Below are 12,007 nucleotides of genomic sequence, written 5' to 3'. Positions count from 1 at the left end.
GACGACCTCGGATCGAAGGAGGATTCGCGCTTGAGCTGCCCGAACAGCTCACGTTCGCGGTCGGACAACTGTGACGGGACCATGATCTTGACCCGGGCGAACAGGTCGCCCGGCCTCCCCCGGCCTGCGGCATGCCCTGGCCTTTGAGCCGCAGCCGCCGGCCGCTCGACGACCCGGCCGGGACGCGGACGGTGATGGGTCCGCCAGGAGCGCGGGTGGAGACGTTCGCCCCGAGCGCGGCCTCCCAGGGGGAGATCGGCAGGTCCATCTCGATGTCCTTGCCGTCGAGGCGGAGGCGCTTGTCGGACCTGACCCTCACCGTGATGACCAGGTCGCCGGCCCCACCGTCCTGCCGTCCGGCTCGTCCACCGCCGGAGACGCGGATGCGCTGACCGTCCAGGGTGCCCGGCGGGATCTGGATCTCGAACGTCTGACGGTCGCCGTCCGGCCCGGACAGGACGATCGTGCGCGTGCCACCGCGGAAGGCCTCGTCGACGCTCAGCTCGAGTTCGGCTTCGGTGTCCATCCCGCGCATCGAGCCGAAGACGTCGCCGAAGAGGTCCTCCCAGTCGACCGACGCGCTGCCGGGGCCGGCCCCCGCCTGCGCGCTCGACCAGCTGAACCCCGACGATCCCGGCCTCGCCCGGGTGCGACCTCCGCCGCTCGCACCTCCGGCAGCCTGCGAGGCGTACTCGCGCTCGGCGCCCGCGTAGTGGCGGAAGTCCGGTCCGAAGCGGTCGTACTGGGCCCGCGACTCGGGGTCGCTGAGCACGTGGTACGCCTCGCTGATCTGCTTGAATTTGTCCTCCGCGCCCGGCTGCTTGTTGACGTCCGGATGGTAGGCGCGCGCCAGCTTGCGGTAGGCGCGCTGGATCTCCTTGGCGTCGGCCGACCGCGACACGCCGAGCAGCTGGTAGTAGTCGTCGGCCACGGCGTCACTCCCGCGCTGCGGTGACGACCACGCCCGCGGGCCGCAGCAGCCGCTCGGGCAGGCCGAACCCGAGCCGGGTGACCGCCACCACCGTCCGCGGCGGGAGGTCTTCGCTGTCGATGACCGACACGACCTCGTGGATGCGCGGGTCGAACGGCACGTCCACCTGGTCGATGCGCGGGTAGCCGAGGCGTTCGAGCGCGGCGACCGCCTGCTCGCGGATCGACTCGACGCCTTCGGCGAGCGGGTCGCTCACCTGCTTGGCATAGGTGACCGCATCGGACAGCCCGTCCACGACGGGGAGGAAGACGGACGCGGCGCGGGCCCGCTCGGCGTCACGCGCCACCGCGAGTTCGCGAGCGGCCCGCTTGCGGGTGTTGTCCAGGTCCGCGGCCGCACGACGCCAGCGATCGTCGAGCTCCGCGAGGCGCGCATCCCGTTCGTCCGTAGGCTCCGGCGCCGGGCTGTCGGTAGCGCCGGCCGGGTCCGCACTCGCGAGCTCCTCCTCGCCCTCTGCGCTGCGCGCATCCGAGGTCTCCATCTCCGCGGGCCCCTTCAGTTCCGGTCGAAGTCGGCGTCGACGACGTCGTCGTCGCTGTCGTCTGCTGCGGCTGAGCCGCCGGGCGCGGACGATCCCTGCGGCGGCCGCGCGACGGACAGGGCGGCATCCACCTGCTGCAGTTCGCTCGTCAGTTCGCGCGCCTCGGCGGCGGAGACCTCGCGTCCGACGGCGTCCCTCGCCTGACCGATCAGCATCTCCGCGCGCGACCGCTCGTGCGCCGGGACCGCATCGCCGCGCTCCGCGAGCGCCCGTTCGACCCGGTAGGCGGCAGCATCCAGCTCGTTCCGGGCGTCGATGTCCTCGCGCAATCGCTGATCCTCGGTACGGTGTTCCTCCGCCTCGCGGACCATCCGCTCGATCTCGGCCTGGTCGAGCGTCGTGGTGCCGCTGATGGTGATGCCCTGCTCGGCCCCGGTGTCCTTGTCGCGGGCGGTGACGTTGAGGATGCCGTTGGCATCGATGTCGAACGTGACCTCGATCTGCGGCTCACCGCGCGGGGCGGGCCGGATGCCGGTCAGCTGGAAGCGACCGAGGACTCGGTTGTCGGCGGCGCGCTCCCGCTCGCCCTGCAGCACCACGATCTCGACCGAGTCCTGGTCGTCTTGAGCGGTGGAGAACACTTCGCTCCGGCGCGCGGGGATGGTGGTGTTGCGTTCGATGATCGTCGTCATCACCCCACCACGCGTCTCGACCCCGAGGGAGAGCGGCGTCACGTCGAGCAGGAGGACGTCGCTGACCTCCCCCTTCAGCACTCCGGCCTGGATCGCCGCGCCGATGGCGACGACCTCGTCCGGATTCACGGTCATATTCGGGTCCTTGCCCCCGGTGAGCCTCTTGACCAGGTTCTGCACCGCGGGGATCCTCGTCGAACCGCCGACGAGGATGACTTCGTCGATGTCGTTCTCCGTGACCTTGGCGTCCTCCATCGCCTGACGGACCGGGCCGAGGCAACGCTCGACCAGGTCGGCGGTGATGTTGTCGAACGTGGCGCGCTTGAGCGTCGTCGTCAGGTGCTTCGGGCCGGCGGCGTCCGCCGTGATGAACGGCAGGCTCACCTGCGTCTGGCTCACGGTGCTGAGCTCGACCTTCGCCTTCTCCGCCGCCTCGAACAGTCGCTGGAGCGCCTGGGGGTCCTGCCGTAGATCGATGCCGTTCTCCTTCTGGAACTCGTCCGCGAGATAGTCGACGATGCGGCGGTCGAAGTCGTCGCCGCCGAGGTGGGTGTCGCCCGCGGTCGAGCGGACCTCCACGACGCCGTCGCCGACATCCAGCAGGCTCACGTCGAAGGTGCCGCCGCCGAGGTCGAAGACCAGGACGGTCTCGTGCTCCTTCTTGTCCAGCCCGTACGCGAGCGCCGCCGCCGTCGGCTCGTTGATGATGCGGAGCACGTCGAGACCCGCGATCCGCCCGGCGTCCTTCGTCGCCGTGCGCTGGGCATCGTTGAAGTATGCGGGGACGGTGATGACGGCTTCGGTCACCTTCTCGCCGAGGAACTTGCCGGCATCGTCGGCCAGTTTGCGCAGGACGAGCGCGCTGATCTCCTCCGGCGCATACAGTTTGCCCCGCACGTCGAACCTGGCTTCGCCGTTCGGACCGGCCGCGATGTCGAATCCGACCGCTTTGGCCTCTTCCTGGATCTCGTCGAAGGAGCGCCCGATGAAGCGCTTGGCCGACGAGATCGTCCCCTTCGGGTTCAGAATCGCCTGCCGTCGGGCGAGTTGTCCGACGAGCCGTTCACCGGTGTCGGTGAAGGCGACGACCGACGGGGTCGTGCGAGCCCCTTCGGCATTCGGTATGACTCTGGCCTCGCCTCCCTCCCACACCGCGATCACCGAGTTGGTGGTGCCGAGGTCGATGCCGACTGCCTTTGCCATGGAACGCTCCTTCGTCGTGGTGCCGCCGGATCAATCGCCCGAGGGCGTTTCGCTGGTGCCAGGCGCCGAGGAGATGCCCACCTGGCGAGGTCTGCTCGATTCGTCGATCGGGACGAGCAGGGTCAGCACACCGTTTCCGAAGTGCGCCACGAGCTTCGCGCCGTCGAGACTGTCGCTGAGAAAGAGCTGGCGGACGAACTCGCCGCGGGGACGTTCGTCGATGAGGACGACGTCGTCCGGCGCGAACTTCGGGCGACGCTGCACGGTGATGGTGACGACATTGCGATCCACGCGCACGTCGATGTCGCGGATGTCCGCGCCGGGCGCATCCGCGATGACGACGTACTGATCCCCTCGCCGATAGGCCTCCAGCGGCACGGCATAGGTCCGCCGGTTCGCGCCGACCGCCTGCGCCACGACACGATCGGCATCGCGAAACGTGTCGAATCCCATCAGAGTCACAAGGCTCTTCCTCCCCACCGGCGATCGCGCCGCACCCGATCGCGAGTGTGCGCCGCCGTCGTCACGTTCTCTTCGACCCGCCGGAGCGAAAGAAAGGTCGGACTTTGCACTGTCGGGTCGAACCGATGAGGGTTAGCGTGAGCGCAGCGGAGTTGACACAATGGGCGCATCCAATCATCCGGACCATGTCGCACGCCTCGAGCCCGGCGCCGAGGCGCAGACAGGGCTGTACGACATCTTCCGGATGGGCTCCCGGATGTTCGAGCATCCGTCCGCTCGCGAAACGCTTCGCCTCGCAGAGGCGTCGGCCAGGAAGATCGCCGGATGCGTCGTTCGCGCCGTCTACCTCGCCTCGCACGGACGCCTGGTCCGGTATTCGGGCACGGAGGACGGCCAGCTCGACCTCCTCGTGGAGGCACGAGCGGGGGTCAACGGGGTTCTCGCGCGCCTCGACGATGAGGCGTGGCGTTACGCGCTCTTCTTCCGCGGGACCGGAAAGCTGAAGGGCGCGTTCGTTCTCGAGGCGACGGCGGAGCCGTCGACGGCGGAGATGTTCCTCCTCCTCGCGCTGGCGGAGCCGACCGGAGCCGCGCTGGCCGCGGCGGAGCTCATCGACCGCGAGCGCCGCCAGGCCCGGGAGCTGCGCCGGCTCGGCAAGGTGCAAGTGGCCTTCAATCGCACGATGGCCGCCACGATCGTGCAACTGAACGCGCAGCAGCAGATCCGCGACGCGATCGTCTCAGCGGCGGGGTCCGGAAAGGGCGAGGCGCAGATCGTCGAGACGGTGAGCGACATCACGCAGCGATCGGTCGTCCTGCAGGACTCCTTCGGCAATCAGCTCGCGCCCGTCGGCGTCGCCGACTCGTCCGCGCACTCCGCGATGATCGTGTCCGCCGGAAACCTCTCAGCGGGCGGGCTCGCGAACAGCGGCTGGCGATCGACGCCGATCCGCTCGCGAGGGGAGACACTCGGTTTCATCGGCATCTACGATCCGGAAGACAGCCGCACCGACGACGACCGTTTCGCCCTCGAGTACGCGAGCGCGACGATCGCGGTCGAACTCGCCCATCGCCGGAACGTCGCGGAAGTCGAACTCGGGCTCGGTCGCGACCTGGCGGACGATCTCGTCGCAGGCTCCCGGGTCGGCGACGCCCTCGCGAGAGCCGAAGCGCTCCACTTCGACCTCGGCGGCTTCCAGCGGGTGGTGCTCGTCGCCTGGGAGTCGCCCACTCCCAACGGGGTCGAGGTCAGCGCAGCGGTCCGCTACGAGCTGGCGGCCATGCACGTGCCTGCTCTGATCTCACGGCGACCGGACGCCACGCTCGCCGTGGTTGCAGACGGCCACGACCTCTCGAGTCTCTACGAGAGGGTGTCCGCCGCGTTGACCAGCGTACGAGGCACGATCGGCATCGGCGGACGGTGCTCGGCCCGCGACCTCCCCCGCTCATTCGCCGAGGCGGCCCGGGCGGTGCGCATCCGGACCGGATCCCGGCAGCCGCTCGGTCTCTCCAACCACGACGACCTCGGGCTGCTCCGCATTCTCGACACCTCGGATGACGGGGTCAGGCTCGAACGCTATGTCGACGAGTGGCTCGGCCCCCTCATCGCGCACGACCGGCAGCACCGCTCCGACCTCGTCCGCACCCTCGCGGTCTACCTGGATTCCGGCGGCAATTACGACCGTGCCTCGGCGGCTCTCATCATCCACCGGAGCACGCTGCGCTATCGCCTCAGCAGGATCCGCGACGTGTGCGGCCGCGATCTCAACGACCCCGAATCCCGCCTCAATCTGCACATCGCCATCCGTGCCCGGGCGGCACTCACGGACCAGCTCCGCTGACTCAGCGGCTGCCCCCGAGCCGGAAGGCGCGGGGAGCCTCCCCCGGCCGGGCCACGAAACGCTCACCGAGCTCCACGCGGACCTGGGAGCCGTCGACGTCACGGACATCGTCGTGCACCCCGAGCGCCAGCGGCGTCCCCTCCACCGGCGAAAGCCCTTCCCGCTGTTCGGGCTCACGGTGGCAGCGAAGCGTCGTCCGCCGATCGAAGAGGATCGCCCCCTCCTCGAGAGCGCCGGTCTCAATGACGGTGATGCGGTCGAGAGCCTCCGTGACGTCGGCCGGGTACCCGCGACCCGCCTCTCCGAGACCACCGTAGGCAGTGAGCAGGACGAAATGCTCGGCCTGATCTCGAAGGATCTCCACCACGTCGCGCACCGCCGCCGCCGCGGGGTCGAGCCGGACCCCTGCGCCCCGCAGCACGGTGACGAGCTGCCGATCCTCCGCTTCCGCGAAGGCACTGGCGATCATCCGGGCCAGCGACGGGATGTCGGCGCCGCTGTCGGTCGCGGCGGTCTCGATGAAGTACCGGCGGGGAACGCGGAAGTCCATGCCGAGGATCTGCGGGGCCTCGTCGGCGCCCGCCTGTCCCTCCGTCCGATCGGAGACCGCTTGCGAGAGGCGGTCTCGCTCGTCGAGGGCGTGCCGCAGGGACACCGTGAGCGATTCGATCCGTGCCGGCGACAACGGCTGGCGTGCAAGGCGATCGTCCTCCCCGGCATCCCATTCCCCGATCTCCTCCTCGAGCCTCTGCTTGAGGTAGCCCTGGGCCGCATCGGTCCGGCGGGTCGCGTCGGGGATCAAGCGGAGCAGTCGCTCGTACTCGGACGCCGTCTCCTCATCGGCCGCGTCCGGCAGGACCCCGGACGCGCCGAGAAGCGCCGACAATTGGGCGCGATCGAGGAATTCCGGCAGTTGCGTCCCCGCACCGCGACCGTGCGTCGTGCGCTCGGTCTCCCACGTGTCCCACCGGCTGAAGGGTGTGCCCCGGTCGATCACATCCCGGGCCGCGAAGATGTCGTGCCAGGATCCGTCCGGGAGCAGTATCGCGTCGAGACCGGAGTCGGCCGGATAGCGATGGTCGCTCGTACCTGCGAGGTACCCGAGCCAGGCGGAGAGGACGAGGAGACCTGCCCGGACCTGGGTGCGCGCGGAGCCGTCCCCGTCCGACTCGAAGAGCCGCCGGAGCTCCTCCGCGGCGATCGTGGCGACCTCCGGCCGCTCGGCGTCGAGCGCCAGCTTGACCAGCTCGACCATCGCCCAGATCCCGCGCGGGCGCAGGACGTCGGACTCGGTCGCCGCAGGGGAGGTCTTCATCGCGAGATCGCGGATCCGGACGACGATACGACGAGGCGTCGCATCGAATTCGGGCCCTCCCTGGCGGAGGATGTCGGACCACTGCCTCGTGAAACTGCGGAGACACTCGTCGACATACTCGGACGATCCCGTCGCCGGCGCTTCGAGCGCGCGCACCGTCGCCGCATCGATGAAGACGAGCGCCACCTGCGGCGACAGCACGACGTCCTGCTCGACCTCGCTGAGGCTCCGGCTGAGCCCGCTCCCCCGGATCGAGATCCCCCTCGCAGACAGCTCCGTGTCGTCGGGGCGCGCCACCCACACTCCCCGCACCACGTGCCCGAGGACCTCCAGCGCGCGCTCTGCTGTTGCCAGCGCCCCCGAACGCAGGTTGGTCCCGATCGCGTCCTTGAGCGTAGCGATCTCGTGCTCGGTCTCCTCATCGGGCGTGACCGCTCCCGGCGGCTCCAGCTCGATGCTCGACTGCAGCAGCCGGACGACCCGGCCCGCCGTCGGCGCGTCGACCGGCGTCGCTGTGATCACCCGGAACGCTGTGTCCCCGAGCCGCGTGCGGTCCCCCGGGTTGACGTCCAGCACGATCCGGGGCGGGACGTACTCCTCGGCCGCACGGCGAACATCCGATCGGCGATGACCGGCCGGGATGCCGAGGGACGCGATCGCCTGACGGACGAGCTTGGCTTTCACGCCCTTGACGACACGCCCTACATCGGGCACCGGTACGTCGAGCGTCGAGACGGATTCCGTGGTCGTGCGCGAGAGCGCGTCGGATGCCACCAGTTCGTCCAGCCCTTTCGTCGCGCCCGCATACCGGAGCGACATCCGGTCGAGGCGATCCGAGAGCGTCTCGACGAGCGACGACCGGACGACCTCGTCGAGCCGGGAGGGCTGGCCGAAGAGCCGCGTGAGCCTCGACGTCGAGACCAGCAGCAGCACAGCGGTGGCGACGAACCACGCGAAGGTGATCACGACGCCGGTCGCGCTCGGGAGCCAGATGGCCTCGATCGCCATGACGGCGTTCGCCGCCAGGCCGACGCTGACGAACCATCCGGCGCCGATATAGGACAGCACCCGTCCGCGGGATGCGCCGATCGCGAGCGGGGCCTCCGCGAACAATTGGGCCGCGATCGCCAGCCCCGCGAACCCCACCGAGAGGAAGGTGGTCTGCACCTGCCAGAGCGCGACGTCCGATCCCGGAGTCGGGCGAAGGCGCTGCCGAACCCAGAGCGGGTCACCCGCATAGTGCGCGACGGCGACGAGCGCGGCAGCGACCAGGACGCCGCACACCGCGATGACGACCTCGCGCCGCGTGACGTCGGCCCGTGCCTGCGATCTGCGATGCATATCGGACATGACGCGACACTACTCACTCGCCCAAATCCGCGTACGGTGACCGGCAATCCACGGAGCAGTACGGATCGACGAGGAGGACATCATGGGCATCGACGACAAGGTCGACGCGAAGAGCGACAAGCTGAAGGGCAAGGTCGACGAGGTCATCGGCAAGGTCACCGACGACGAGTCGCGCGTGGTGAAAGGCAAGGCGGAGCAGGCGGAGGGCAGCGTCAAGGACACGGTCGCCGACGTGAAGGCGCACCTGAAGGACAGCGCCGAGAAGTCGCACGACGACCGTCGGGACGACGCGGACGCCCTCTAGGCGTCGCCTCAGCGCGGGCGCCCCGCACTGTCGTCGCGCCCGCGCTTGAACTTCTCCGCCAGCCGCTTGGCCATGCCCTTGGTCTCATCTTCAACGCGTTGCGCCAGCTGCTGAAGCCTGCGCAACGCTCGGATCGCCGCCGACTGCCGGTGGCTCGACTCCTCGCTGGTCTCCTCCAGCGGCACGAGGAACTCCTCGCCGGCGACCGTGACGACGTAGGCGGAATCATCCCCGTTCAGAGCGATGCCGACCGGCACGGCCTCCCCGGTGTCCGGGTCGACGGATACCGCGCTGATCGAGATGTCGACATGCGGGCCGTCGTCCGTCTCGACGATGTCGACTTCGGCGAGCGGGCCGCCCTCGATCGCGAGGACGAAGTCGTCCTGCGCGGGTGTCCTGTCCTCTTCGTCCATGTCTCGGGCCATGATGACTCCCTCGTAGCAGTGGTTGATACCGCTGCACGCTAGGCGGCCGGCCGGACCCGGACTACGTCCTGTCCGGCCCAAAGACGGGTCGCGACTTCACCTGCGGGGGCAGGGATGGCGGGGGCAGGGATGGCGGGCGCGCGAATCGGCCACATCGAGGCGCGCTCCGGATAGTCGCCGGCAGTGGTCGCCACGTACCGTGAAACGTCGCCGACGCACGGGCCGGAGGCACTGATGGCCTGCCTCGATCACGATCACGATCACGACGAGGGACGCCTTCTCCCCTCAGCTGACGTGGGCGAGCGCAACGGCGACCGCGTCCTCCGAACGGGCGTCGATGTCCGGGATGACCCCGGTGCCTTCCCAGTTCGATCCTGAGACCGCGTGGGCCGGCCACGCTACCGGGAGCGCGAGTTCCAGGTGCGGATGCAAACGGATGCCCGTGCGAGGGTGGGCCCCACCGCGACTGCGTTCGCCGACGATGATCGCACGCTGATGCTGTTGGAGGTCGTAGGCGAGCTCTTCTCCGCCGGAGAAGGTCCGGGGCCCGATGATGACTGCGAGCGGTTTCGTGCCGCCGAATCTGGGCCCGGGAACCCAGGGAAGACTCCAGCTCTGCGTCATCTGCTGCTCCCCCCGTTCGTGCACTGTGATCAGGTGCGTTGGTGCATCGAAGAGGTATCCGCACACCAGGGCCACCGTTTCCGGGCTTCCCCCGACCAGCTCTCGCAGGTCGAGGATGAGTGCGGACGCCGGCGCGACGACCCGTAGTGCCGCACTGATGGAGTCACCGGCGACGGCGGGTTCGAAAAGGATGGGGCCGAAAGCGAGGAGGGCCGCATTGCCGACGAGACGCTCGATCCTGTGGATGCCGTTCAGGCTCTGGGCGGCCCGTGCCGCCAGGTGATCGCGCAAGCCTTGATCGTCGGGCCCATCGGAGAGCGGGGACTCGTGGAAAATGAACCGCAGGTGCAGGTCGGTGTCCTCGCGTTGCAGAGATTGCGTGACGCGCACCGCGAGGGTCGCGCAGTCGAAGGCATCATCGAACGCTCCGCCGGAGAGGTCGTCGAGCAGCCGGCGTGCGATCCGCTCCCCCACGTCGGGGAACACGTATCCGTCCTCGATCTCCCGGCTCGCGGTCTCGACGATTCGGGTCCGCTCCGAATCTGCCAGATGAGTGTCCATCACTGCTCCTTATGGCTGGATAGCTGGGCTCCGCGCGTGCCGATGAGCTCAGGAGCCCTCACAGACGACCCCGGGGCGTGCGCGTCGTCCCACCGTAGCCGCAGGTTGATCCAATGGTCTAGATATGTTTACCATTCGATGTGGACGACATCCCGAGCCCCGCCCGAGCACGCCGGACAGTCGAATTGCGCACCCAGGAACAGCTCCGGGCCCTGAGCAATCTGACTCGCCACCGCATCATCGATCGACTCCGGCACGGCGAGGTCAGCATCTCCGGCATCGCGGCGGAACTCGGACTGCAGAAGGGCAGCGCGAGCTATCACCTGCGGTTGCTCGAACGCGCGGGCCTGGTCACTGTGACGCGCACACAGAAGGTCCGCGGAGTGCACCAGCGCTTCTACACCCTCACCGCCGAGCGGTTCCTCTGGCCAGACCCGTTGCCGGGTGCGGCGTCGAGCGTGCTCCGGGCCGTGATCGATGACCTCGGAGCCGTTCCCGCTTCACCGGATCAATTGGTCGCTCGCCGCCGAGCACGGGTCAGCGCCGCTCGATACCACGAGTTCTCTTCGCGACTTCTCGCGCTGGTCGACGAGTTCGAGCCCGAGACGGGAGAGCACGCCGAAGAAGCCCAGCTCGCCGTCGTGCTGTTCCACCAAGCGGGCGCCGACCACTCGAATACCGCGGCGACGGGCCGCTGATGGAGGGGTGAAGGCAGCCTCGCTCCTATCACCCCGCCGACCGCCGGCGCACGCGCGCCCGGCCCGCGCCTACCCGCACCACGAGCCGGCGCCGGCGCCGGCAGGGGTCACTCGCGGGGCGGCGAAGCCTCGGAGCAGACGGCGTCCAGGGCCGTGAGCTCTGCCGACGTGAACTCCAGCTCGCCGGCCCTCATGTTCTCCTCGAGATGCTCCAGGCTGCCCGTGCCGGGGATGGCGACGACATTCGTGCTCCGGTTCAGCGACCATGCCAGCCGCACCTGCGCTGGACTCGTGCCGTGCGCTTCGGCCACGGCCGCCACCACCGGATGCTCCGCGCTGCCCGCACCCTTCTCCTTGCCGGCTCCCGCGATCGAGAAGTACGGGATGAACGCGATCCCCCGTTCTGAGCACGCAGTGAGCATCGCTTCGGCGTTCGGCGGCCGGAAGTCGACCGCGTAGCGCTGCTGAACCGAGACGATCGTGGCGATCCGCTGCGCTTCATCGAGCTGCTGCACCGTCACGGTCGAGAGGCCGAGATGCCGGATGAGACCGCTTCGCTGAAGGTCGGCGAGTGCTCCGACATGGTCGGCGATGGAGCCGGTGCCGTACACGCGGAGCGTCACGAGATCGAGCGAATCCAAGCCGAGCTGCCGAATGTTCTCCTCCACCTGCCCCTGCAACTGATCGGGCCTGGCCCAGTCGAGCCACCGTCCCGACGGACTCCTCCCCGGTCCGACCTTCGTGCCGATCAGGAGATCCTCGGCGTACGGGATGAGCGCGGTCGCGATCAGCTCGTTGGCCGACCGCGTGGCCGAGAAGTAGAAGGCGGCTGTGTCGATGCAGTTCACGCCCAGCTCGACCGCCCGGTGGAGCACCGCGATCGACCGCGAACGATCACTCGCTTCGCCCAGATCGAATGCGGCACTCCCGGTGAGCCGCATTGCGCCGAAACCGATCCGGTTGACCGTCCGATCACCGAGCTGCCACGTTCCGGGCGCCCGTCCGCTGATATCCGTCATCCGAATCAATCTACGTCGCGGCGTGAGTGAGCCGGGCACGAA

11 protein-coding genes and 2 pseudogenes are annotated in these 12,007 nt (G+C 69.1%); 4 read left to right on the top strand and 9 right to left on the bottom strand.

The window, feature by feature from the left end; translation table 11 throughout:
• Positions 1-175: 175 nt before the first annotated feature.
• A pseudogene (locus ACR9Y5_RS04255) lies at positions 176-457 on the bottom strand (J domain-containing protein); the annotation flags it as partial.
• Between the two features lie 13 nt (positions 458-470).
• On the opposite strand from ACR9Y5_RS04255, the gene ACR9Y5_RS04250 reads away from it, so the two are divergent.
• Positions 471-713, top strand: coding sequence for a hypothetical protein (locus ACR9Y5_RS04250; RefSeq protein WP_481299610.1), 243 nt, complete (start codon positions 471-473; stop codon positions 711-713).
• Positions 714-796: 83 nt separating this feature from the next.
• On the opposite strand, the pseudogene ACR9Y5_RS04245 reads toward ACR9Y5_RS04250, so the two are convergent.
• The 4 genes and pseudogenes from ACR9Y5_RS04245 to ACR9Y5_RS04230 form a co-directional block, all read right to left on the bottom strand.
• Positions 797-901 (bottom strand): annotated as a pseudogene (locus tag ACR9Y5_RS04245) (DnaJ domain-containing protein); the annotation flags it as partial.
• A gap of 34 nt (positions 902-935) precedes the next feature.
• The gene (locus tag ACR9Y5_RS04240; RefSeq protein ID WP_481296807.1) at positions 936-1,472 is read right to left on the bottom strand and encodes a nucleotide exchange factor GrpE; all 537 of its coding nucleotides are present in this window, start codon (positions 1,470-1,472) and stop codon (positions 936-938) included.
• A gap of 14 nt (positions 1,473-1,486) precedes the next feature.
• Positions 1,487-3,367 (bottom strand): molecular chaperone DnaK, encoded by a 1,881-nt coding sequence (gene dnaK, locus ACR9Y5_RS04235; RefSeq protein ID WP_481296806.1) that lies wholly within the window; start codon positions 3,365-3,367, stop codon positions 1,487-1,489.
• A gap of 30 nt (positions 3,368-3,397) precedes the next feature.
• The gene (locus tag ACR9Y5_RS04230) at positions 3,398-3,820 is read right to left on the bottom strand and encodes an Hsp20/alpha crystallin family protein (protein ID WP_481296805.1); all 423 of its coding nucleotides are present in this window, start codon (positions 3,818-3,820) and stop codon (positions 3,398-3,400) included.
• Between the two features lie 169 nt (positions 3,821-3,989).
• Here ACR9Y5_RS04230 and ACR9Y5_RS04225 point away from each other — a divergent pair, with 169 nt between their 5' ends.
• Positions 3,990-5,669, top strand: a complete 1,680-nt coding sequence (locus ACR9Y5_RS04225; protein WP_481296804.1) for a PucR family transcriptional regulator — start codon at positions 3,990-3,992, stop codon at positions 5,667-5,669.
• A 1-nt stretch (position 5,670) separates the two neighbouring features.
• Here ACR9Y5_RS04225 and ACR9Y5_RS04220 read toward each other — a convergent pair whose 3' ends face one another.
• On the bottom strand, positions 5,671-8,334 hold the full coding sequence (locus tag ACR9Y5_RS04220) for a hypothetical protein (RefSeq protein WP_481296803.1): 2,664 nt from the start codon (positions 8,332-8,334) through the stop codon (positions 5,671-5,673).
• 82 nt (positions 8,335-8,416) lie between these two features.
• Between ACR9Y5_RS04220 and ACR9Y5_RS04215 the strand changes: the two genes are divergently transcribed.
• Entirely contained in the window at positions 8,417-8,638 is a 222-nt protein-coding gene (locus ACR9Y5_RS04215; protein ID WP_481296802.1) for a CsbD family protein, read from the top strand.
• A gap of 8 nt (positions 8,639-8,646) precedes the next feature.
• Here the strand turns inward: ACR9Y5_RS04215 and ACR9Y5_RS04210 are convergent, their stop codons facing one another.
• The gene (locus ACR9Y5_RS04210) at positions 8,647-9,063 is read right to left on the bottom strand and encodes a hypothetical protein (protein ID WP_481296801.1); all 417 of its coding nucleotides are present in this window, start codon (positions 9,061-9,063) and stop codon (positions 8,647-8,649) included.
• Between the two features lie 285 nt (positions 9,064-9,348).
• Positions 9,349-10,173 carry a S41 family peptidase gene (locus ACR9Y5_RS04205; protein ID WP_481296800.1) on the bottom strand — a complete coding sequence of 275 codons (825 nt, stop codon included), beginning with the start codon at positions 10,171-10,173 and terminating at the stop codon, positions 9,349-9,351.
• A gap of 215 nt (positions 10,174-10,388) precedes the next feature.
• Here ACR9Y5_RS04205 and ACR9Y5_RS04200 point away from each other — a divergent pair, with 215 nt between their 5' ends.
• The gene (locus ACR9Y5_RS04200; RefSeq protein WP_481296799.1) at positions 10,389-10,946 is read left to right on the top strand and encodes an ArsR/SmtB family transcription factor; all 558 of its coding nucleotides are present in this window, start codon (positions 10,389-10,391) and stop codon (positions 10,944-10,946) included.
• Between the two features lie 107 nt (positions 10,947-11,053).
• On the opposite strand, the gene ACR9Y5_RS04195 is transcribed toward ACR9Y5_RS04200, so the two are convergent.
• Positions 11,054-11,965: an aldo/keto reductase gene (locus ACR9Y5_RS04195; protein WP_481296798.1), complete on the bottom strand. Its 912-nt coding sequence runs from the start codon at positions 11,963-11,965 to the stop codon at positions 11,054-11,056.
• Between the last annotated feature and the right edge of the window lie 42 nt (positions 11,966-12,007).

The sequence above is a fragment of the Leifsonia sp. KNZ13-11D genome, from assembly GCF_056754895.1.
The sequence above is the reverse complement of the archived record's forward strand: the minus strand, read 5'-3'. Positions and strand labels throughout refer to the sequence as shown.

Coding starts and splice junctions, on each gene's coding strand:
- ACR9Y5_RS04240 (WP_481296807.1), bottom strand. CDS start 1,472: ATGGAGACCTCGGATGCGCGCAGCGCAGAGGGCGAGGAGGAGCTCGCG.
- dnaK (WP_481296806.1), bottom strand. CDS start 3,367: ATGGCAAAGGCAGTCGGCATCGACCTCGGCACCACCAACTCGGTGATC.
- ACR9Y5_RS04230 (WP_481296805.1), bottom strand. CDS start 3,820: ATGGGATTCGACACGTTTCGCGATGCCGATCGTGTCGTGGCGCAGGCG.
- ACR9Y5_RS04225 (WP_481296804.1), top strand. CDS start 3,990: ATGGGCGCATCCAATCATCCGGACCATGTCGCACGCCTCGAGCCCGGC.
- ACR9Y5_RS04220 (WP_481296803.1), bottom strand. CDS start 8,334: ATGTCCGATATGCATCGCAGATCGCAGGCACGGGCCGACGTCACGCGG.
- ACR9Y5_RS04215 (WP_481296802.1), top strand. CDS start 8,417: ATGGGCATCGACGACAAGGTCGACGCGAAGAGCGACAAGCTGAAGGGC.
- ACR9Y5_RS04210 (WP_481296801.1), bottom strand. CDS start 9,063: ATGGCCCGAGACATGGACGAAGAGGACAGGACACCCGCGCAGGACGAC.
- ACR9Y5_RS04195 (WP_481296798.1), bottom strand. CDS start 11,965: ATGACGGATATCAGCGGACGGGCGCCCGGAACGTGGCAGCTCGGTGAT.